Origin of the sequence: Mesorhizobium sp., assembly GCF_041661565.1 — a bacterium.
In the GTDB taxonomy this organism is placed as follows: domain Bacteria; phylum Pseudomonadota; class Alphaproteobacteria; order Rhizobiales; family Rhizobiaceae; genus Mesorhizobium.
Genome location: NZ_JBAZUD010000004.1, coordinates 1 through 20,577 on the forward strand (window position 1 = coordinate 1; position 20,577 = coordinate 20,577).

Below are 20,577 nucleotides of genomic sequence, written 5' to 3' on the forward strand. Positions count from 1 at the left end.
AACGATCAGCGATACCTGCATGATTTCCGTCAGGCCGGAATAGCTGTTGACGCCGGCTAGTTCCATTGAGCCCGAACCGGTTTTGACAAGGCCTCCGGTGCCACCGATCTTGCCGGCGAAGACGGTATCGCCCCCATTTCCCCCGGTCGTCAGCGTCGCGGTGGCCAGATCGACGGAGCCGGTTCCCGCCAGCGAGCCGATCGTCTGGTTGAAGCCGGCCATGTCGAGCAGGGCGCCGTCCGCGATGGTGAAGGCGGATCGCGCCGAAAAGGATCCCGCGGCCCCCGCCTGCAGCGCGCCGCCACGAATATCGGTTGCCCCGGTATATGTGTTCGCGCCCGAAAGCGTCAGCGTACCGGTGCCGGTCTTGATCAGCGAACCGCCCGAACCGCCGGATGATCCGCCGTCGACAAGCGCGCCGTCGACGGTCGTCGAACGGTTGTTTCCTCCGACGGCGACGGCAACGCCGCCGAGATAGTAGGTTCCTGGACCCTGGATCGAGCCGATTTCGATCTGTCCATCGGTCACGCCGGAGAAATCGACAACCCCTCCGAGGTTTGTCTCAAGCGCCGCCGTGCCGCCCGAACTCTTGTCGCGAAAGATCGTTCGTCCGGTTGGCCCGGTGACGATCGTGCCGGCACCGGCCGATGCGTTGTCGGAAAACTCGGCCAGCCCTGCATTGTTGAGCGATGCGTCTCCGAGCGTGGCGGAACCGGAGAGCGTCAGGACACCGCTGGCGTTGTTGGCGATTTCCGCCGCTCCGGCGGAGGCGGTACCGGCGAAATCGAGTTCGCCGCTGTTGGCGATGAAGGCCGAGCCGGCATCGGCGTTGCCGGAGAAGAGAACCAGGCCGGATTGATTGTTGATGATGCTTGATGAACCGCCCGTGGCTTCATCCGTGAAGGTGAGCGCGCCATTGTTGGTGATGGCGGCGATGGCGGCGGTGCTGTTGCCGGCGAATGTGGTCGCCCCGCTCTCATTGTTGGTGATCAGGCTCTGGCCGGCGCTCGATTGTCCCGTGAAATCGAGCGAGCCGTTATTGGCGATCTGCGCCGTACCGGCCGAGGCGTTGCCCGAAAACGCAATCGAGGCGCCGCCATTGCTGACGATGTTTGCCTGCTCTGCGTTGGCGTCGTCCTGAAACAGGATGGTGCCGTTGTTGGCGATCGCGGCGTTGCCGCCGACGGCGTGGTCGTCGAAGGAAATCGTGCCGTTCTCGTTGTTGGTGATGTTGGAGCCGTCGGCGGTCGCTTGTCCCGTGAACCGGATGGAACTCCCGGCATTGTTGGTCATGAACGCACTTCCGGCCGTGGACTGGTCGGAAAAAAGCGCGCTGCCGCCCGAATTGTTGATGATCGTGGCTTGCGCGGCGGTGCTCTGGTCGAGAAATTCTACCGACTCGTCCTGATTGTTGGTGATCGCGGCTTCGCCGGCGGAGTCGGTTCCTTCATAGGTCGTCACCCGGCCTGCAACGGCGAGATTGGGCGCAACGTCCTCGGAGGTGATCACAAATGGTGAAGTGCCTGATGACGAATGGTCATCGACATCCGAGGCGATCATCCGAAACGGATGGGGACCGGCGTCCTGCGCCCATGCGTGCAGGGGAGCAAATTCCAGGCAACCCAGGAATGCCGCCATCGCCAACCGGTCTCGGGACCAAACAGGAACTGATCTAGGTCTCGCCATAGACGAAACTCCAATCATTCTGTCTGACAGACGCGGCGGAAACGAATCATCTTCGCAGCAATAATGAATCGGGTGACGTGTGCCTGTCTATACGCAAAGGCTTTAGTCGTGCCGGGTCACCTTTTCAGTGATCGCCACCTTGCCGGCCGCGAAATGATTGTGATCACTTGCCGCGGCAGACCGGCTGTGACTTGAGGCGGGAGTGCTTTGCATCGGCGATTGTCGCTGAAGTTCGGGCGGAGTTCAGCTTTCCAATTGTAGCCGCTCTGCACTCCGGACGCGGTAGCGCGCGGCATGGATGCGATTGCCGCAGGTCCTGCTGTCGCAATATAGCCGCTTGCCATTGCGGGTGGTGTCAAAGAACAGGCGGTTGCAGGCAGTGCCCGAACAGGTGCGCAACCGTTGGCGGTGACGCCCTTGCGCCGAGGCGAATTCGCTCAAATTGACTCTGTTTTGTTGAGGGGGCGAAAGCCAACTTCCCAATGAAAATTGCCGGCGATGGTGCCTCGGCGAGAATCGCACGTTGGACCTCCACAGTCACGGACGACTGTTAAGGCAACCTACAGGAGAGTATCATGAATTCCTTCTTCAAGAACTTTGCCAAGGCCTTGGCCTGCGGTGTGTTCGTAACAGCCTTGGCGGCTCCGGTCGGCGCGGCCGGAGTGGGCGCTGGCGCCTCGGTTGGCGGTGGCGGCGGTGTGAGCGCTGGCGCGGGCGCCTCGGTTGGCGGCGGCGGTGGCGTTAATGCGGGAGCCGGCGCTTCGATTGGCGGGGGTGGTGGCGTCAATGCGGGCGCGGGTGCCAATGTCGGTGGTACTAATGGCGCCAGCGCCGGTGTCGGAGCCTCGGTCGGAGGCGCCAACGGCGTCAACGCTGGCGTGGGCGCGAATGTCGGCGGCACCAATGGCGTGAACGCCGGGGTTGGAGCCACTGTCGGCGGCACCGCCGGCGTCGGGGTTGGCGTTGGTGTTGGAACCAATCCAAGCAATCCCGCGAATCCCAGCAATCCGAGCAATCCGGCCCAGCCGAGCGTGCCCGGTGTCGTTGCCGAGATGTCGGACAGCCAGGTCGCGCGGATGAAGAAGCGCTGCGTCGACGTGCTCAGCAACTCGGGCAGCTACGACAGCGATCTGCGGCAGCTGTGCCTGCTCATTTCCCGTCGCTAATCGACATCGTGATGTCCGATGCAATCCGCCGCACCGGTCGGTGCGGCGGATTGTTGTCCATCTGGCCACGCGAAAATGGGCAGCGGCAAGGACGGGGCGTCTACCTCGCGCCTCTCTAACGCGCGTGATAAGGACCCCGCTGTCTGCTTCACGGCTCCTGCTATGATAGCGCACCGTGTTTTACTGGATCACGGTTCTCGTCGGGATTGGGGTTAGGCAGTTCGTCTGGCAGAAGATCGGGGTCGGGCTCGCGCACATCCGGTGTCCAGGTTGGCGCATCCGCCGGTGGGTCTTCGGTGGGCTCTGGTTTGGGAGGCATGATCATTCTCCGGATTCGTCGGTCGGGCGAGGCGTCTTGCCGGCCATCGGCCGCGCATCGCTTTGCCTCGCCGTGAAAGGGTCCGAGAGAGGACGTTTGTCTTCTGGCGCGGCGCCCGCCGTCTTGGGGCTGGCCGGCCCCGGGGCGTCATCGATCGAGCCAGATTCCTTGCGCTCGATTTTGGCGCCGGCCGCCTCCGGCTCTCTTGCGATTCCGTCATCGGGGTTTTTGATCGTAGCCATTGTAGTGGTCTCCTTTGGTCTGGTGGCCAACGAAGCGCCATCAGGAATGTTCCATGTGATGCGGAACTCGCGGCTGTTGGACATGTTATCGGTCATCATTGGAGAAACACAAAATGCCTGGCGACGAAAACCATCGTGAAACCGGCGCAACAAAGTACCCGGCCAGGACTGGGACCGACCCGTCCGACGCCTTTTCCCAGGACGCGGCTGGCAACAAAAAGCCAAAGGGTGGGATCGGACTGACGCGCCCGACGGATGAGGTGGACGACAAGACGCATCAGGCGGATGGGCAGAACCCGGCAGGCCAGTCGAAGCCTGGCGGCGAAAAGAAAGGCGGCCGGCCATGAACGTCGCCAATCTTCAGCTCGAGGGCCTCATGATGGCGGTTGCATCCATCAACAATTTGCTTGTCCATCGAGGGCTGCTTTCGATCGACGACATCGATACGGCTCTGCGAAGGGTGGAAGCCTCCGTAACGGGCGACGAGCGGACCTTCGAAGACATGTCGCCGGCCAATCGTGACGCCATCTGCTTCCCGATCCGGCTTCTCCGGATTGCAAACAATGCGCAGGGGGAAACGGACATCCCGCCATTCACGGAATTGGCGAAGATGGTTGGAAAAACCAAAGAACCCTACAATGACCAGCAGTAAGCCGCGAAAGGTTGATGTCGCGACGGCCTACATGTCGTTGTTCTGAATAATTCCGGCTTCGCTATCCAGCCCGCTATGGTCGGTCTCGCCATCGCCGAGAAAGCCGATACCAGCCAGGTCAAGAGCCGATCGCATCGCGACAAGCTTATCGTCCACCGGAATACGCTTTCCCTTCTCGAAATAGCGTACCGCCCCCTCGCTCAAGCCTGCTCTGGCCGCCAGCCTGGCCTGTGACCAATCCAGCAGGCCCTTGCCGCGCGGCATTGCTGCGGAGTGAGGCGATTCAAGAATTCTCCATCGGTGCGGGATGCGGACTTAAGCCGTCTTGCGCTTTGACGGCTCAGCCTTCTTGGGAGTCCCCAGACCTTCCTGCTTGAGGCTCTTCTTCAGCACCTCGGCCAGGTCGATGACGTTCTCCTTTGGCTTCGGCGCCTGCTTTGGCGGTTTCTTGCCTTTGCGCTTTGCATCGATCATCGCAATCAGCGCGTCTTCATAGGTATCCTCGAACTTGGAGGGATCGAAAGTCGTCACCTTCTTGTCGATCAGCATACCCGCGATTTCCAGCAGTTCGGGGTCATAGTCCTGCTTCTTCAAGCCGTCGAACACGCTATTCTCGGGGACCATTTCATTGTGGGTTCGCAGCTCCGTCATCACCATGCCCTTGCCATAGGGCTGGATCAGGACTTCCCGGCCACGCTGATAAAGCACGATGCACGACCTCGCGGCGACGCCCTTGTTCTTCATCGCGTCACGGATCACTCCGTAAGCCTCGCTCGCGGCGCCATCGGCCGGGATCAGATAGTAGGGCTTTTCCAGATAGCGGGTGTCGATCTGGTCGATGTCGACGAACTCACCGACTTCCAGCGTATGATCCGAGGTGAGCTTCAGCGCCTTGATGTCATCGGGATCGATCTGCAGGAATTCGTCCTTCTCGACTTCGAAACCCTTTACCTGGTCTTCCGCGTCGACCGGCTCTCCCGTCTCTTCGTCGGCATAGACACTTTTGACGGGAAGACCGTCCTTGCGATTCAAGATCTTGAAATGGATCTTGGAGGCTTCGCTGGTGGCGCCTATCACCTTCACGCCGCAGGTCACGGAACCAACCTTCAAGAAGCCCTTCCAGGCAGCACGCGGCGCGACCATCATGTTCATCCTGTTTCCGGTCAGGGCAAACGACACTGCGTTTGAATTGTTCCTCTGCTTGATCACAAGCAGCGGCGCCAGTCAGTTTTTCTGCGGGATAGTCAGTCCGCCGTCTTGCCAAGCGTGTCGGCCACGACAGCGCCGCGTTTGCCCATGGGCTTCGCCGGACCGGTGGTCGAGTCGACGGCGGTTTGATGTTCCATTTCGGCATTGATTGCGGCCCCGGCGATCAGGATGATGACGGAAATCCATGTCCACATCATCAAACCGACTACGGCGCCAAGCGATCCATAGGTGACGTTGTAGTTGGCGAAGTGCTGCAGGTAGAACGAGAACAGCCACGAAGCTGTGATCCACGCGCCCGTCGCGATGAGCGTTCCCCAGCTCAGCCACCGCCACTTGGCCCGCTCCCGGCTCGGCCCGAACCGGTAGAGCAGCGAAATGCCCGTCAGCATCGCGCCCACGAGGATGGGCCATCGAGACACGGCGACCAGCGTTTCCGTCCACGCGTCGAGATAGAAATAGCGCAGCAGCGCAGGCACGACGCCCACCGTCAGCAACAGGACCATCCCGATCAGCAAGGCGCCGACGGTGAACAGGATCGACATCAGGTTGAGAGTGATGAAGCTGCGCTTTTCACTCTCCTCGTAGGCGATGTTCATAGCATCGAAAAGCGCCTTCATTCCGCTGTTGGCGCTCCACAGCGCGATGCCAAGCCCGATGAAGAAGCCGGTCCCGAGAGCGCCGGATTTCTGTCTGGCCAGCGCCAGCAACTGGTCGCGAATGAGATCCAACCCGCCCGATGGGAGCAATCCGCTGAGAGAAGCGACATGGTCCGCAACAGTGATGGGATCCGCGACAAAACCATAAATCGAGATGAACGCCGCCAGAGCAGGAAACAGGGCAAGCAGCAGGTAGAATGTAGCCCCGGCCGCCACCAGCAGAACCCGGTCCTTGTTGAACTCCTCCCATAGCCGCCAGAAGATGTCCTTCCAGCCGAGCGCGGGTATTTGTGAGGGCCAGGCCGCATCGCGGCCTCGCTCTCCCTGCTCCGACCTGAGTATGGCCCCGCTGTCTTCCGTGGTGGACGCCTTGCGCTGGGCCGCCTCGCCGTCGATCAGGGACGGATGTTCTCCGGTCGGCTGTTGGCCCCGTTCCGCAATCGAAGCCATCTGGCGAGACCTATTCAGCGCCGCGATCGATCATGACGCCCGTATGGTCCGCCAGGGCGACAAAAGCCTCCCTGGCTTGATGCGGAGTGGCGGTGCCGCCTAGCGCCGCCTGGACCACTTCACGGGCGGATTGATAATAGGGGCCGCGTTTGGCGTGTGGCCAGTCGATCAGGATTTCGCAGGCGCCGTCGACCGTGTCGACGTCCCGCACCGAACTGCCGCCATGAGGCTTAGTGCGGACGCTGCTCTCGAAAAAGACCCGGCTGGTCTTGCGGTTCTCTCCGGATGAAGCCTCCACGAGAATGTCCACCTCCGTGGCCGCGATTACGAACGCATTGAAAGCATCCTTCGCCGCCCCACGGCCGCCCAGCGCTTCGTCCGCGGCTTCGCTGGCAGCATTGTGTAGCTGTATTCGATCAACTGGCCAGTCCGCGCTGTGGAGCAGGATCGATGCGTCCTGCGCCGAAGCGACCTGTTGGATCTTGCCGCCTTCACGCAGCCGCACTCTGGCCGGGGTCTCGAACGCCACATCTGTCATTGCCCGCCTCCGCCTGCCTCGGAACGATAGTCCTGGCATGACCCGACAACGCAGGGGCGGGAAACCCGTTCCAGCGGCGCCGAGCATCGGGCAACGTGGCGACGACAAGAATGCCTCCGAGATCCAGTGCATCCTTTTCCGAGATCACACGAAGAGCATACCCGCCGCCATCGGCAAAAGCCCATGGCGATGGTGGACGGTGGGCAAACTTCACCGCGTGGCGGCTTGATCGCTGGCAAGGCCGCGTTGGGTCGCCAAGGACGGATTGATGAAACGTGTCCCTCTCTAACCGGTCAGCCACTCATCGGCTGCCTGTCGCGCGGCAAGAACAAGCGCGTCGGGCGCCAGGATGCCGCGGGAAGTCGCGAACGTCTCGAAGGCAAGGCGGGCGGTTTCTATGTCGCCCCCATCCTCAAGGACTTTGCGACACACACCGAGCGCGGTGGCATAGGCCGGTCCCCTGGAACCGGTCCATTCGTTCAACATCTCGAAAGCTTGCCCGACGGTTTCGACCTCTCGTGCAAAGCCAAGTCCAACGAAGATCGACACCGGTTGTGTGAATCGGCTGACGTTCATGACAAACCCCCGGAGAACGGTAAGCGGTACCGAAATGTAGACCGCAGGTTGAAGACGCCCGACTTGGCACTCCGGTGTCACACTTCATCCTAAAGGGGAGGCTATACTGCCGGCGATGCCGAATACTGCCCAACCGGCTAGCAATCCGCACGGGTCGATACATTCAATTGGACCGCGACCTTAGAAAATCCGGAAGGTGCCATGTAGGTTCGATCAATCGGTCAATGATGCCTTGTGATCGAGATAGGTAAGATCGAAACCCGCAAACCTGGCGAGCCGTTCCCTGTCCAGGAATGTTATCGCGCTGTCCCTGAAAATCACGAGATTGTCCTCCCGGAGCTGGCGAAGGACGCGGTTGAGGTGAATGGCCGTAACACCGAGCGCGTCGGCCAGGACGCTCTGCGGCAAAGGGCAATGATACCCATCGACAGTCCCCAGGCCTACGAGGCTCAAGCGCGCGTGAAGTTCCAGGAGGAAGTGGGCGGTGCGGGCCATGGTATCGCGCCTGCCGATGTTTACCAGATGCTCCACGACGATGGCCTGGTCTCGCGAGACCGCCCACAACAGGGCTGCAGCCAGTCGTGGCGTGGTCTGGAGAACCTCCTGCAGTCTGTTCGTATTGATCTTGGCGAGTTCGATCTCGGTAAGAGATATGAATCCCTGATCCGAGGTGCGCAAAAGCAAGCTGCTGAGCCCCAGGAAATCACCCGGAATCTGGATGTCGACGATCTGCCGCCCGCCATCGCGCAGTCGCTTGTACGAACAGACCCATCCTTTGCGCAGGACGTAGGCCGCGTGATTGTTCTGACCTTCGTAGACGACTTCCTTGCCTGCACCGATGAAGCTTTGAGGGCCCTGCAGCAACTCGAGCATGGTCTTTTCTTGAGACCCTACATCAAGAAAGGCGCCAAGCTTGTGGGAAAGGGCATCTGCTTGGAAGGATGGATTTTTTTCTGCTTTCAATACACGCTTTCCGTGATTGCTTCGACCCTCGATCTCTATTTATCTTAAACTGAGTCTGGCAAATTCATATCAGTCAATAGTTCATAGTGCAAAAGAGGTATATTTGTGTTCGGAACCTTGACTGCCGGTGGACGCGCCTGGCTTGTAGCTAGACACGCATGATCGGGGGCCGGGTCATAGCAATCTCTGCTTTTACCGTGCGCGAAACGCTCGTCCAGGTTTTGGCCGGAAGAAATCCAGCAGCACCAGGCTGCCTTGAAGTCCACTCACGAAATTGCAGAATTTGGTCCGCTGCCAGTCGATCGCCGCCAAGAGAGCGGCGAATGCCAACCTCAGGCCCCACGAGGGCGGCGGATTAGCCCTGATTGGCGAGGCACACCAAGCGATCACGAAGCTTCCTCGAGGCTTCACGGCCGGCCAAACTGTCCCTTGGGGTGGCTCGGCCGGAGCCGATCGCAGGGCGGTGCGAGGTCGCATTGGTAGAGCCCTCGAGATCCCGGACAGAAGCGGCTCGCCATTGTAATGATGAGTATTATCCGAAAGGCTCATATGCTTAGCCGAGACCCTTCATTGCAGGTAAATGGCGGAACCTGAAATGGGTCGTTCAAGGTGAGCGTTGGGCGCGAATCTCACGATCCTATTCAAGGCGACATCACGCGCGAGAGACCGGTGGAGGTGTAAATACATTGGCTTAATGTTTATGATTGCCTGCTTATAGATGGTTAACCTAAATTAGTTACACCGATTGAATCCCGTGCGCATATTTCAACCACGCTCTGCTGGCCCGAACGTTGTGGGGGGCCCCCTGAAATGGGGACGAGCGCATGAAGGGCGCTAAACGCCCAGATCTGCAAGGGGTGGTTCCATGAGTGTGATAAACGGACACGATCGAAGCCTAGAGCCAATCTTTCCTCCAAACACTGCAAGCATCGACGCGCTGTCTGATGTGACCATTCGCACCGTCGTGATGATCGACCCGCGAGCGCTTAGTCGGGAATGCTTTGTCAGAAGCATCACCGCTCAGGACGCCGCGCTCGAAGTACAGGCCTTCGGGTCGATACAGGATTGGAAATCAAAGCGCGGCCCTAATCCATCGACATCGGCCATTCTCTTTAACATCGGCGGCGGGAAATTGGCCGACTCCGCCGTGGCGCAGGAACTGCGCTCGATCACGGCGGAGTTCCAGGGTACGCCGGTCATCGTGCTTGCCGATTCCGACGAGTTGCCACAGATACTGACCGCGCTCGAATGCGGAGCGCGGGGCTACATACCCTCATCGGTCAATGTCGGCGTCTGCGTCGAGGCCATCGGCCTCGCGCTTGCCGGCGGCGTTTTCGTGCCGGCGAGCAGCGTGCTGGCGATGCGCAAGTTTCTCGAATCCGGCGGCGAGGCGTCACAGCCCATGGCGGGAATGTTCACATTGCGCCAGGCCGAAGTCGTCCAGGCCCTGAGACGGGGAAAGGCCAACAAGATCATCGCCTATGAACTCCATCTTCGGGAAAGCACGGTCAAGGTGCACATCCGCAACATCATGAAGAAATTGAAAGCCACAAACAGGACCGAGGTGGCCTTCAAGATCAACGACATGTTTCCCGAGAGCTTCGACGGCAAGGGGCGTTTCGGTGCGCCCCTGAACGGGTAGCGCGCGGCCAATGCCCTCCACGGCGCCCCGCATCCGTGCGCGGCGCCGTGCAGCTTAGGATTATGGCGAGACCGTTTCAATGATCGCGTCGGGTTTCCGCTGACGTCTTGTGCGCGCCCTTAAACTAGCTCGCGTTTCACGGAAAACGGCGACCTGTTCCAACTCTTTCGTTGACGCAGTTCCCAAGGGAAAGCGCGATGCGCTTTTCCCAAGAGAGCCGTAGAGGCTTTTCCCGGGAAAACCGCACACGCTTTCCTGGACTTGCTTAGAGGCCAGTTCCACGGACGACCACGCTGGCCGTGCGCACAAGGATCTGCATGTCCGTCGCGAAAGAGATCATGCGGGCATAGCGCGTGTCGTGCATGGCCCGTTCCGCGAATGTGCAGCCATTCCGATCGCTGATCTGCCAGAGACCTGTCAGGCCGGGCCGCAATTTGAAATAGGCCGTGCCAGGATAATAGGGCTGCTGGTCCGGGCACATGGGCCGCGGCCCGACAAGGCTCATGTCGCCGCGCAGCACGTTGAACAGCTGCGGCAGCTCGTCGATCGAATACTTGCGCAGATACCAGCCCAATTTGGTGATGCGCGGGTCGTTCCGGAGTTTCTGATTGGCGTTCCATTCCTGCCGCGCGGCCGGGTTTTCCCTGAGGTGCTGCTCGAGCAGCTTGTCCGCATCGGGCACCATCGAGCGCAATTTCCACAGGCTGAAGATCTTGCCGTTCCTGCCGACGCGTTCCTGCCGGTAAAAGGCCTTCCCCCCGTCACGCCGCACGAGAACCGCAAGGATCCCAACCACTGGCAAGACCAGCGGGGCCGCAGCCAGGACAGCTGTCCAATCGATGGCGCGTTTTGCCTGGAAGTAAATCTGCCTGGACCATGGCTTGTGATCGGACGGCGATAGTTCGATGGGGAGGGCAAGCGGATACGTTCTGGGAAAATCATCCAGCATAAATTCCCCCTGATTCTCGACGAGCGCGACCTGTTCCGACAGACAGTCAGAAGCATAAATCTAGATTTTTAAGGTCGTTTTTTCCGTCTATTCTTTTAGAAGTGAATCTATGCGGTAATTTCGATAATTAATACATAAACAATTTGATCTAGACAGCTAGTGGTAGGTTAGTTTAACGCAGTATTATCCACGCACTACATCGTACTGTATCAATATTATTGCAGAATATTCGGGAGAATGGCGATGACACCTACGTCCAGGGTCGTAGTCTCGCTATCCGAATGGCGCTGCCGATGCCAAGAATATCGATGCCGCCGTCGATGTCGGCCTACGCCAGCTTGCGCTTGAGTGCTCGCAAGACCGGTGATGTCGCGCCCGGCGGCGGCAGCTACGCCCTTGATGTCGCTCGCCTACCTCGGATGGGCGATGTCGGGTCAGGACTTTTCCCTATTCCATGACCCAACCACCGCCGCGGTATTGTCATGGAAGGCCAGGCTGAGCATGCGCTGGGCGCGGTAGAGGCGGACCCGGGTCAGGCAGATGCATGCCAGGCAGTGGGACCGGAAGCCCACGAGACGTCTCGATCGAAAGATCGCAAATGCCGAGATCGGCGGGGAAGCTGCCACCATGGCAGTTCCCAGGAGCCACGAAAGGATGCCGGCGGGATGACGACCAACCTTTCTGAATTCATGGGAAATGTGCCTGTCCCAGCGCCGCTTCAGTTCCGGGAACGACTTGCAGGAAGGGGTCAGCACCTTTGCCTCGTCGGCAAAGGCGACCTGGTAACCCTGGCTGGTGGCCCGCTGGCCCCATTCAGTGTCCTCCATGGTCGAGATGCCGCCGAACGGCCCCACGGCACGGAAGACATCGGCCCGAACCGCCATGTTTCCGGTCGCGGCGAACCCGTGCTGTTCGACATAAAGCCTGTTGCGATAACTGAAGATGCATTCATACGCCTCGATGGCGGTGAGCCTTGCCGGATCGGCAGGCAGGATTCCGATGTCGCCGCCCAGAAATGCCACGTCAGGATGGCTGTCCAGGAAGCTCGTAATGGCACTTACCCATCCGGGCGCAGCCACGCAGTCCGCGTCGATGAAGGCAAGCAGGTCGGCCTTCGCGATCGCGGCGCCGCGATTTCTGGCCGGCCCCGGCCCCGGGACAACCTCCCTGTCCAACGTCACGTCCGGAATCACCTGACACACGGAATGCGGCATTTCGTTCGAGCCATTGTCGACAACGATGATTTCGAACGGGATTCCCGACGATCGCTGGGCGTTCAGCGAGCGCAGGCATCGAGCCAGCATGTCGGGCTCGTTCAGGTGGGGAATGATGATGCTCAGGCGAGGATGCGGAGACATGCTAACCCTCATCGATTAGTTGATGGATATCGTCCAATTAGAGCGAGTTTCAATATCGCATAAACAAGTATATAGTAAACAGTTAATTTGAAAATGCAAGTAACAAATGACTTCGCATGAATTGAGGGGATTCAAAATGACGCTGCGAAATCTGAATAATATTGAAACAGACGATCATCAGATCGAATCTGCGATATGCGTTGTTGGTGCGGGAATCTGTGGGCTTCTCCTTGCTCGCCGGATCGCTCGAGGCGGGCGCAAGGTTGTCGTCATCGAAAGCGGAAATGAGGTCTTCGACGAAGAGATCCACCGATTGAACGAAATCGACGATCCGTCGGCCCGGTACTCCAGGGCGCTGACGGGCCGCTATCGCGGCCTCGGTGGGTCCTCGACCCGCTGGGGAGGCAGGATGATTCCGGTCAGCGCGCACGAATCCGGAGCCCGGTCATATATTTCGCAGCCAGCCTGGCCATTCCAGACGGCGAAGCTCGATGCCTATGAGAGTGAGATCGAGACCATCTTCAACACGGGGCATGATTCATATGAGCATCTTCCGGGCCGACAGAGTGCCACCGGCGCCGCCTTCCCGAGGGACGACGCCACCTTGACTCCCCGGTGGGCCAAGTGTCCGACCTTCAAGCAATGCAATGTCGCGACCGTCCTGGCCGATGAGTTGAAGAACCTGCCGGGCCTGGAGATCTGGCTGGGCGCTACGGTTTGCGATTTCGAGCTGGACAGGTCGGCCGGACGCCTGCTTGCCTTGCGGGCCCTAAGCCTGAACGGCAAGACCCTGACCGTTCGGGCTGATGATTTCGTCATCGCCGCCGGCACAATCGAGACGACCCGCCTGTTGTTGCTGCTGGATTCCATGTCCGGCCAACAGGCATTCCGCCGCTGCAGGGTTCTCGGCCGTTACTTTCAGGACCATCTCAAGGCCGAGATCGCAACGATAGGCCGCGGCGAACCAAGCGCCACGAACAGGCTCTTCGGTTACAGGTTCGTGAACTCCGTTCGCCGCGATCTGCACCTGGAACTGTCGAAAGCGGCGCAACGCGAGGATGCCGTTGCAAGCGCCTTTGGCTATATCGCGATGGACATCGCCGAAAGTCCGCTCGCCGACGTCAAGCGCATTGCCCAAGGCCTGCAGCGCGGCCAGGTCAGTGCCGGCGACGTCTGGCGGGTGTCGAGAAACCTTGGCCTGGTGACACGGGCGGCCTGGTGGCGCCTCGTGGGCGCACAGCTTTACATTCCCTCGACGGTGGAACTGAAGCTCCTGGTGTGCGTCGAGCAGTTGCCGCACTGGCAAAACAGGATCCGGTTGAGCGAGACGCGCGACAGGTTCGGAATGCCCAAGGCGCTGTTCGAGTGGGGCCCGACCGAAGCCGAGGAGAGGGCCTTTCAGTCGGCCATCGCTCGTATCCGTGCCTATTGGACGCGCGCCGGCTTCGACCGGATCTGCCCTCTGGCGTGGACAGGAGCAGGAAACGCTGCGGCATCGCGGGTCATCGACCGGGCCGAAGCCTGTGCTCATCCGTCGGGATCGACCCGGATGGGCACGAGTGCCGAGGACTCCGTCGTTGGTCCGGACCTTCGCTGCCACGAGGTTCCCAATCTCCTCGCGCTCAGCGCGTCGGTCTTTCCAACGGCTGGCAGCGCCAACCCGACCTTCACGCTTATGAAACTGGCGCTCTGGCTGGGCGATTCCATGCTTGGCAAGGCTCCGGGGGCAGGGACGGCCCGCGCGGTTCCGTCACCGAGGGCGGTCGCCGTCTGATCTCGGCCGGGAAGGGTTGGATCTTGAATCGACCGTGCTTGGCCGGCGGAGGTTACAACATGGCATTTCTCGGCTTCAGGCTTCGTGGCGCTGCCCGCGACCGGGAAACCGACACCGCGCGCCTGCGGCGGCTTTCAGAAACATTGTCGGATCTGAGCGCGCAGATCGGCAGGGAATGCACTGGGCTGCAGGGCCGCTACCGTGCGGCATCTGACAGCGCCGCCTTCTCGATGGAAGCGCTCGAAAATGGCGGCGGAGAAGCCGCCTCCAGCCAGGTCGAGAGCCTGACGGAAGCGATGGAAAGGTCGCTGCGTCGCATCGAGTTCCTGCAAGCTGAAGCGACCCTGCTCGATACCCTTCATAGCGCCATCGCCCGGTTCGCGACCGAGCATGGCATCGAGAGTCCCGCCCGTCTCGCGCCGGCTGTCGGCGCAAACGACCGCATCCAGGGGAAGCCTTAATGCCTAGGGCTGATGCCGCGCCCCCATATGGATGAACGCCATTGGCGACGGGGCAGCCGGAACAACCTCCATAGACTGTCTATCGCCGCCGGGGCCGGTATTCGAAAATGCGCGAATGCATCGAGCAAAGGGGCATCAATGGGCGATCTGGATATTCGTTTCTACCTCTCCCTGCTTCTGAGGAGGCTGCCATGGATTGTGGCGATCATCTTTGTATTTACAGCCGGCGGCATTGCTGTCGCGTTCATCCTGCCGCCTCTTTACCGGGCCACCGCCAAGATACTGGTCGAGGCCCCGCAAATTCCCGCCGAGATGGCTCGGTCCACCGTGCCGATCAGTGCCGTCCAGCAGTTCGAGATCATCGAACATGAAATCGTGACGACGGACAGCCTGGCCGCCTTGGCGGACCGCCAGCACGTCTATGAGGGAGCCGGCGACAACCTGTCCGTCGCCGATATCGCCGACGACATGCGATCCCGCGTCAGCTTCGAGCAGGTCGAACTCAATTCCCCACGCGATGGCGGAGGGGCCACCATCTTCAACGTCTCCTTCGAAGCGAGGAACGCGGAACTGGCGGCCAGGGTCGTCAATGACCTCGTCGATTCGATCCTGAGCAAGAACATCAGCCTGCGCACGGGCAAGGCCGGCGATACCATGCAGTTTTTCGATCAGGAGACCAAGCGACTGGGCACGGAACTGACGGCCCTCGAGGCTGACATCCTCAAGTTCAAGACCGCCAACAAGGAAGCCCTCCCCGACAGCCTCGACTTCCGGCGCGCCCAGCAAAGCAGCCAGCAGGAGAGGCTGTCCCAACTGGAGCGCGAAGAAGCGGCCTTGCGGAGCCGGCGCTCCAACCTGGTGGAGATGTTCAAGAATACGGGCAACATCGTCACGGCCGGTCCCGTGAGCCCGGAGCAGCAGATGCTCCAGGATATGAACAGGGCACTTGCGGATCAGCTCACCGTTTTCCAGGAGACGAGCCCGAACATCGTGATGTTGCGCGCCCGTATCGAGACGTTGCGCAAGGGCTTGAACGCCTCCCATGCGGCCGCTTCCTCCACTGGCAAGGCTGGCCCGACGGAACTCGACTTTCAGCTGTCGGATATCGACGAAAGGCTGCGTTTTATAACCCAGGAGAAAGCGTCGATCACCAGGACCCTGCAGGATCTGGCAAAGACCATTGCCGCGACGCCGAGCAACGAGACCATTCTGAACTCGCTCGAGCGCAACCGCGCCAACATCCAGGCCCAATATAATAACGCCACCGCCATGCTGGCCCAGGCGTCGACCGGGGAGCAGATCGAACTGCGTTCCAAGGGGGGACGGCTTTCGGTGGTCGAGCCGGCGGTCGCGCCGGAGAAACCCTACAGTCCCAATCGCCGTCGCATCGCCGGCGCGGGTCTCGCGGCGGGCATCGGCGCGAGCTTCGGCTTTGTGCTGCTGCTTGAACTGTTGAACAAGACGATACGGCGTCCGTCCGAGCTTGCTGCCTTGTTGAACACTGAACCGCTCGCCACCATCGCCTACATCCCCATCCACACTCAAGGCTGGAACGAGGCCGAGCAACGTTCACGCGGAAATCTCACGGGTGCGGCCCCGGTCAGTCAGAGGGCGGCCTGAAATGATCTTCGAAAAGGAACCATTTGCCGGCATTTCCGACGCAATGAAGCCGGACAGCGGCATCGGCCGGATTCAGACGGCGCTCCGCAAGGCTCGTGAGGAATTCGGCCCGCAATCCATCGCCGAAGATCAGGCCACGGCGCTTCCCCCACCCGCGCCCAGGGGCGCACGTTGGGCGGCATTGCCGAAATGCACGCCCGACCCCGACATGCTGGACAGAAGTCGCGTCGTGACCGTCAACCGGACGGATCCTTCGCATATTGCCTTCGACATGTTGCGCACGAGGGTTCTCCAACTCCTGCGCCAAAACAAATGGACGTCGATTGTCGTCACCTCACCGACGCCACAGTGCGGCAAGACCCTAGTCAGCCTCAATTTGGCGTTCAGCCTCGCCAACCAGAAAGACTGCCGAACCGTCCTTGTCGACATGGACCTGCAGCGGCCCCAGATCGGCAGGCTCCTCGGTGCCCGCAATCCGGCCGCGTTGGAAGACTTCCTGAACGAACGCATCGGCATCGAGGACGCCTTTCGGCGCTACGGCGAAAACATCGCCATCGCCGCCAATGGACGGCCCGTCAGCCACGCTGCCGAGCTGCTCCAGAGTCCGGTCGCGGGGAACGCCTTGAGAAGCCTCAAGCAGAAGCTCATGCCGGATGTCGTCATCTTCGACATGCCGCCAATGCTCGTCAACGACAATGTCACGGCCTTCCTGCCGAATGTCGACTGCGCGATCCTCGTCGTCGCCGCCGAACAGACGACGCGGGCCGAGGCCGATTTGTGCGAACGCGAGCTGTCCCAGAGGACAAACGTGCTCGGCGTCGTCTTGAACAAATGCCGATACGCGCCCGAGAAGTACGGCTACTGAATGCGGGAGCACCCACTGTGCACGATCAGCAAATAGTCGGCCCGGAGAAGCCCGCGGCAGCCGGCGCCGGCTTTGTGGACGAGAACGGTGGACCGCTCGGAATGAGCAAGCTGCTGATCTATTCCAGGCATTTCGGCCTGCACGGGCGACCTTTCAGCCTGCTCCCGGATCCAAACTTCGTGTTCTGGTCCGCTATCCATGCAAGGGCCTACGCGATGCTCGAATATGGATTGGCGACCTTTGCGCCGATCATTCTGATCACGGGCGAAGTTGGCGCCGGAAAAACGACCCTCGTTCGCCATCTTCTGCATACCGCCGCCTCGGACCTTCGTATCGGCCTGGTATCGAACGCCCAGGCCGGACGGGGCAGCCTGCTGCACTGGGCCCTGTTGTCCCTGCGCCAGCCCATCGAAGGCAGGATGCCCTACGTGAACTGCTTTGCGCAGTTCGAGGCGCTCCTGCGTGCCGAAAAGGCAAGAGGGCGCCACACCGTCCTCATCTTCGACGAGGCGCAGAACCTGTCTGTCAGCATGCTTGAGGAATTGCGCTGCCTGTCCAATCTGAACAGCGAGAACGACGAGCTTCTGCAGATCGTCCTGACCGGGCAGCCCGAACTCAACCGTCTGGTGGACCGCCCGGCGATGCAGCAGTTCGCCCAGCGGATTTCGGCCCGCTTCCACCTCACCGGAATGCCCATGGAAGCGGTCGGAAAATACATCGCGCATCGTCTGAAGATCGTTGGTGCGGAGCAGGAGATATTCTCTCCGGCCGCCTGCGAGCTGGTGTCGTCAGCCAGCCGAGGCTTGCCCCGCCTCATCAACCAGATCTGCGATTATGCACTGGTCTATGCCTTTGCGGACGATCGCACCGCCGTCGACGCGGACCTCATCCGCCAAGTCATCGCGGACCGCAAACTATCCTCGCCCACCGCGTCGGCGGAACCCGACGAATAGTCTTTGAGGCAAGGCACGCCGGGTTCCGGCGACCTTCTGAAGGGATATCGACATGCGCAAGATACTGGTTGTGTACGGCACCCGGCCCGAAGCCATCAAGATGGCGCCGCTCGTTGCCGAAATCGGCCGATCGGCCCACCTGCGCCCCGTGGTCGCGGTCACCGGACAGCACCGCGCCATGCTCGACCAGGTCAATTCCCTGTTTGGAATAAAGCCATCGCACGATCTCGACATCATAACCGAGCGCCAGCGCCTCGAGGATATCACCACCCGGGTCCTCGCCGGCGTTTGCAACGTCATCGGCCTGGAGGAGCCGGACGCGGTGCTCGTCCAAGGGGATACGACGACCTGTTTTGCCGCGGCGCTCGCCGCCTTCTACCGCAAGATCCCCGTGGTTCATCTGGAGGCGGGATTGAGGACCGGCGACCCCTACAATCCGTTCCCGGAGGAGGCCAACCGGAGATTGACGACGAAGCTGGCCTCCATCCATCTGGCACCAACGGCCGGGTCGAAGGCAAACCTGCTCCTCGACGGCGTTTCCGAACAGTCGATCGCCGTTACCGGGAACTCCGTCATCGACGCCTTGCTTGAGGTTGTCGCCCGCGACATTGCGCCAAACAATCCCGACATCGGAAAGATCCGCGGCCGGCCGAGCGTGCTGATCACCGCGCATCGTCGCGAATCCTGGGGCGAGCCGATGGCCCGCACGGGGCGCGCCATCGCCCGTCTCGCCCAGGCATTCCCGCACATCGTGTTCCTGCTGCCGGCGCACCTCAATCCGGCCGTACGCGACGTTCTGCTGCCGCCGCTCGCCGGCCATGACAATGTCCTTGTCACCGCGCCGCTCGACTACAGCGATTTTGTCCGTTCGATGCATGACTGCACGATCGTGCTGACCGACAGCGGTGGCGTGCAGGAGGAGGCGCCGACCTTCGGCAAGCCGGTCCTGGTTCTTCGCGACACGACGGAGCGGCCCGAAGCGGTGGCCGCCGGCACCGTCAGGCTGGTGGGAACGGACGAGGACAGGATCGTCAAGGAGGTGACGACCCTGCTCTCGGATCAAGTGGCGTATGACGCCATGGCCTGTGCGGTAAATCCCTATGGCGATGGCCGTGCGGCCTGGCGCTCGGTGAAAGCCATCGAGCACTTCTTCGGGGTCGGCAAGCTGGCGGCGGAGTTCGATGGCGGCCAGGCCGGCCGCGCCAAGATTTCAGCGCCAGACGCCGCGCGTGTCATAAGAGACTTTGCCGCCTAGGCGAGTGTGGCGCATCGATTTGTACGGCTCGTGCTCGACGAGCAGCACCACGATGTCGGCGCCCTCGACGGCCTCATGCGCATTGGCCAGCCGGATATTGGCGTAGCCTGACAGCAGAGGCGGCACGCGGTCGACATAGGGATCGCAGACCAGGACATCGACGTCGGGCAGGGCCTTGGCGATCAACCCGACGACTTCGATGGCGGGGCTTTCCCGGATGTCGTCCACATTTGCCTTGAACGTCAGCCCCAGGCACACGATCGTCGGCGACCGGAAACGCTGGGCCTTGGACACCACCTGCTCCGCGACATGATGGGGCCTGCGGTCATTCACTTCGCGCGCCGTGCGGATAAGGGGCGACAGCAGCGGCGCGGCCGAGACGATGAACCACGGGTCCACCGGAATGCAGTGTCCGCCGACGCCGGGACCGGGGCTGAGGATGTTCACGCGCGGATGGCGGTTGGCCAGCCGGATCACTTCCCAGACATCGATATGAAGCGACTCGCAGATGAGCGACAGCTCATTGGCGAAAGCGATGTTCACGTCGCGATAGGCGTTTTCCACGAGCTTCGCCATTTCAGCGCTAGCCGCGTCCGTCAGCAGAATCTCGCCCTGCGCGAAGACACGATAGATCGAAGCCGCGTGCTCGGCGCAGCGCGGAGTCAGTCCGCCGACGACGCGGTCATTGGTGATCATCTCGATCATGATACGGCCGGGCAGCACCCGTTCCGGGCAGTGCGCGACGAATATGTCCGGGTTTGGTTCCACGTCGCGCGGCATCCGCAGGTCCGACCTGATCGCGCCGATCCATTGCGCGACCTTCTCCGTGGTGCCCGGCGGCGAGGTCGATTCAAGCACCACGATGTTGCCGGACCGCAACTTCGGTGCGATCTGCTCGGCCGCGGCCTGCACGAACGAAAGATCGGCGGTGCGATCGTCGTTGAAAGGCGTTGGAACGGCGATGATGTAGGCATCGGCCTCCGGTGTCTCGGTCGTCGCCGTCAGCCGCCCCATCGCCACCGCGCCGCTGACGCTGATTGCGAGGTCCGGTTCGACGAACGGCACTTCGCCGCGCGATATCGCGGCGACCACGTCGCGGTTGATGTCGACACCGATGACCTCGACCCCGCGCGTCGCCAGGGCGACCGCGGTCGGCAGGCCTATATAGCCCATGCCGAGTATGGCGAGTTTACCGCTGAATGGTCCGTTCATGAATGCCCAAGCCCCATTTTGCCGATGTGCC

The 20,577-nt window shown here is 61.1% G+C and carries 21 protein-coding genes and 1 pseudogene; 10 read left to right on the forward strand and 12 right to left on the reverse strand.

The window, feature by feature from the left end:
* Together WC739_RS01375 and WC739_RS01380 are read right to left on the reverse strand one after the other, a co-directional pair.
* Positions 1-1,638: beta strand repeat-containing protein (locus WC739_RS01375; RefSeq protein WP_372951212.1), on the reverse strand; the 1,638-nt coding region annotated here is incomplete at its 3' end.
* A 291-nt stretch (positions 1,639-1,929) separates the two neighbouring features.
* Positions 1,930-2,208, reverse strand: coding sequence for a CGNR zinc finger domain-containing protein (locus WC739_RS01380; RefSeq protein WP_372951213.1), 279 nt, complete (start codon positions 2,206-2,208; stop codon positions 1,930-1,932).
* 53 nt (positions 2,209-2,261) lie between these two features.
* Between WC739_RS01380 and WC739_RS01385 the strand changes: the two genes are divergently transcribed.
* A complete protein-coding gene (locus WC739_RS01385; RefSeq protein WP_372951214.1) occupies positions 2,262-2,852 on the forward strand; it encodes a hypothetical protein in 591 nt (196 codons plus the stop codon).
* A 321-nt stretch (positions 2,853-3,173) separates the two neighbouring features.
* Here WC739_RS01385 and WC739_RS01390 read toward each other — a convergent pair whose 3' ends face one another.
* Entirely contained in the window at positions 3,174-3,512 is a 339-nt protein-coding gene (locus WC739_RS01390) for a hypothetical protein (RefSeq protein WP_372951215.1), read from the reverse strand.
* Between the two features lie 244 nt (positions 3,513-3,756).
* On the opposite strand from WC739_RS01390, the gene WC739_RS01395 reads away from it, so the two are divergent.
* On the forward strand, positions 3,757-4,065 hold the full coding sequence (locus tag WC739_RS01395) for a hypothetical protein (RefSeq protein WP_372951216.1): 309 nt from the start codon (positions 3,757-3,759) through the stop codon (positions 4,063-4,065).
* Positions 4,066-4,092: 27 nt separating this feature from the next.
* Here the strand turns inward: WC739_RS01395 and WC739_RS01400 are convergent, their stop codons facing one another.
* The 6 genes from WC739_RS01400 to WC739_RS01425 form a co-directional block, all read right to left on the reverse strand.
* Entirely contained in the window at positions 4,093-4,329 is a 237-nt protein-coding gene (locus WC739_RS01400; RefSeq protein ID WP_372951217.1) for a multiprotein-bridging factor 1 family protein, read from the reverse strand.
* A gap of 51 nt (positions 4,330-4,380) precedes the next feature.
* On the reverse strand, positions 4,381-5,217 hold the full coding sequence (locus tag WC739_RS01405; RefSeq protein ID WP_372951218.1) for a Ku protein: 837 nt from the start codon (positions 5,215-5,217) through the stop codon (positions 4,381-4,383).
* A 92-nt stretch (positions 5,218-5,309) separates the two neighbouring features.
* Positions 5,310-6,380 (reverse strand): YihY/virulence factor BrkB family protein, encoded by a 1,071-nt coding sequence (locus WC739_RS01410; protein ID WP_372951219.1) that lies wholly within the window; start codon positions 6,378-6,380, stop codon positions 5,310-5,312.
* Positions 6,381-6,390: 10 nt separating this feature from the next.
* Positions 6,391-6,918 (reverse strand): DUF982 domain-containing protein, encoded by a 528-nt coding sequence (locus tag WC739_RS01415; RefSeq protein WP_372951220.1) that lies wholly within the window; start codon positions 6,916-6,918, stop codon positions 6,391-6,393.
* Between the two features lie 285 nt (positions 6,919-7,203).
* Positions 7,204-7,494 carry a DUF982 domain-containing protein gene (locus tag WC739_RS01420; RefSeq protein WP_372951221.1) on the reverse strand — a complete coding sequence of 97 codons (291 nt, stop codon included), beginning with the start codon at positions 7,492-7,494 and terminating at the stop codon, positions 7,204-7,206.
* A 213-nt stretch (positions 7,495-7,707) separates the two neighbouring features.
* Positions 7,708-8,457 carry a Crp/Fnr family transcriptional regulator gene (locus tag WC739_RS01425; protein WP_372951222.1) on the reverse strand — a complete coding sequence of 250 codons (750 nt, stop codon included), beginning with the start codon at positions 8,455-8,457 and terminating at the stop codon, positions 7,708-7,710.
* An 865-nt stretch (positions 8,458-9,322) separates the two neighbouring features.
* Between WC739_RS01425 and WC739_RS01430 the strand changes: the two genes are divergently transcribed.
* Complete coding sequence (locus WC739_RS01430) at positions 9,323-10,099, forward strand: LuxR C-terminal-related transcriptional regulator (protein WP_372951223.1); 777 nt, start codon at positions 9,323-9,325, stop codon at positions 10,097-10,099.
* 265 nt (positions 10,100-10,364) lie between these two features.
* Here the strand turns inward: WC739_RS01430 and WC739_RS01435 are convergent, their stop codons facing one another.
* Complete coding sequence (locus WC739_RS01435; protein WP_372951224.1) at positions 10,365-11,048, reverse strand: sugar transferase; 684 nt, start codon at positions 11,046-11,048, stop codon at positions 10,365-10,367.
* A 434-nt stretch (positions 11,049-11,482) separates the two neighbouring features.
* A complete protein-coding gene (locus WC739_RS01440; protein WP_372951225.1) occupies positions 11,483-12,418 on the reverse strand; it encodes a glycosyltransferase family 2 protein in 936 nt (311 codons plus the stop codon).
* Between the two features lie 124 nt (positions 12,419-12,542).
* Here WC739_RS01440 and WC739_RS01445 point away from each other — a divergent pair.
* The 7 genes and pseudogenes from WC739_RS01445 to wecB all read left to right on the forward strand — a co-directional run.
* Positions 12,543-12,686, forward strand: a pseudogene (locus tag WC739_RS01445) (NAD(P)-binding protein); the annotation flags it as partial.
* Between the two features lie 33 nt (positions 12,687-12,719).
* On the forward strand, positions 12,720-14,180 hold the full coding sequence (locus WC739_RS01450; protein WP_372951281.1) for a GMC oxidoreductase: 1,461 nt from the start codon (positions 12,720-12,722) through the stop codon (positions 14,178-14,180).
* Between the two features lie 59 nt (positions 14,181-14,239).
* Positions 14,240-14,641 (forward strand): hypothetical protein, encoded by a 402-nt coding sequence (locus tag WC739_RS01455; protein WP_372951226.1) that lies wholly within the window; start codon positions 14,240-14,242, stop codon positions 14,639-14,641.
* 138 nt (positions 14,642-14,779) lie between these two features.
* Positions 14,780-16,261, forward strand: coding sequence for a GumC family protein (locus WC739_RS01460; protein ID WP_372951227.1), 1,482 nt, complete (start codon positions 14,780-14,782; stop codon positions 16,259-16,261).
* Between the two features lies 1 nt (position 16,262).
* The gene (locus WC739_RS01465) at positions 16,263-17,126 is read left to right on the forward strand and encodes a CpsD/CapB family tyrosine-protein kinase (RefSeq protein ID WP_372951228.1); all 864 of its coding nucleotides are present in this window, start codon (positions 16,263-16,265) and stop codon (positions 17,124-17,126) included.
* Between the two features lie 101 nt (positions 17,127-17,227).
* Positions 17,228-18,079, forward strand: coding sequence for an ExeA family protein (locus WC739_RS01470; RefSeq protein ID WP_372951229.1), 852 nt, complete (start codon positions 17,228-17,230; stop codon positions 18,077-18,079).
* Between the two features lie 52 nt (positions 18,080-18,131).
* Positions 18,132-19,334, forward strand: a complete 1,203-nt coding sequence (wecB, locus tag WC739_RS01475) for a non-hydrolyzing UDP-N-acetylglucosamine 2-epimerase (protein WP_372951230.1) — start codon at positions 18,132-18,134, stop codon at positions 19,332-19,334.
* Here the strand turns inward: wecB and wecC are convergent.
* Complete coding sequence (wecC, locus tag WC739_RS01480; RefSeq protein WP_372951231.1) at positions 19,290-20,546, reverse strand: UDP-N-acetyl-D-mannosamine dehydrogenase; 1,257 nt, start codon at positions 20,544-20,546, stop codon at positions 19,290-19,292. The genes wecB and wecC overlap by 45 nt on opposite strands.
* Positions 20,547-20,577: the final 31 nt, after the last annotated feature.

Coding starts and splice junctions, on each gene's coding strand:
- WC739_RS01385 (WP_372951214.1), top strand. CDS start 2,262: ATGAATTCCTTCTTCAAGAACTTTGCCAAGGCCTTGGCCTGCGGTGTG.
- WC739_RS01390 (WP_372951215.1), bottom strand. CDS start 3,512: ATGATGACCGATAACATGTCCAACAGCCGCGAGTTCCGCATCACATGG.
- WC739_RS01395 (WP_372951216.1), top strand. CDS start 3,757: ATGAACGTCGCCAATCTTCAGCTCGAGGGCCTCATGATGGCGGTTGCA.
- WC739_RS01400 (WP_372951217.1), bottom strand. CDS start 4,329: ATGCCGCGCGGCAAGGGCCTGCTGGATTGGTCACAGGCCAGGCTGGCG.
- WC739_RS01405 (WP_372951218.1), bottom strand. CDS start 5,217: ATGAACATGATGGTCGCGCCGCGTGCTGCCTGGAAGGGCTTCTTGAAG.
- WC739_RS01410 (WP_372951219.1), bottom strand. CDS start 6,380: ATGGCTTCGATTGCGGAACGGGGCCAACAGCCGACCGGAGAACATCCG.
- WC739_RS01415 (WP_372951220.1), bottom strand. CDS start 6,918: ATGACAGATGTGGCGTTCGAGACCCCGGCCAGAGTGCGGCTGCGTGAA.
- WC739_RS01420 (WP_372951221.1), bottom strand. CDS start 7,494: ATGAACGTCAGCCGATTCACACAACCGGTGTCGATCTTCGTTGGACTT.
- WC739_RS01430 (WP_372951223.1), top strand. CDS start 9,323: ATGAGTGTGATAAACGGACACGATCGAAGCCTAGAGCCAATCTTTCCT.
- WC739_RS01435 (WP_372951224.1), bottom strand. CDS start 11,048: ATGCTGGATGATTTTCCCAGAACGTATCCGCTTGCCCTCCCCATCGAA.
- WC739_RS01440 (WP_372951225.1), bottom strand. CDS start 12,418: ATGAGGGTTAGCATGTCTCCGCATCCTCGCCTGAGCATCATCATTCCC.
- WC739_RS01455 (WP_372951226.1), top strand. CDS start 14,240: ATGGCATTTCTCGGCTTCAGGCTTCGTGGCGCTGCCCGCGACCGGGAA.
- WC739_RS01460 (WP_372951227.1), top strand. CDS start 14,780: ATGGGCGATCTGGATATTCGTTTCTACCTCTCCCTGCTTCTGAGGAGG.
- WC739_RS01465 (WP_372951228.1), top strand. CDS start 16,263: ATGATCTTCGAAAAGGAACCATTTGCCGGCATTTCCGACGCAATGAAG.
- WC739_RS01470 (WP_372951229.1), top strand. CDS start 17,228: ATGAGCAAGCTGCTGATCTATTCCAGGCATTTCGGCCTGCACGGGCGA.
- wecB (WP_372951230.1), top strand. CDS start 18,132: ATGCGCAAGATACTGGTTGTGTACGGCACCCGGCCCGAAGCCATCAAG.
- wecC (WP_372951231.1), bottom strand. CDS start 20,546: ATGAACGGACCATTCAGCGGTAAACTCGCCATACTCGGCATGGGCTAT.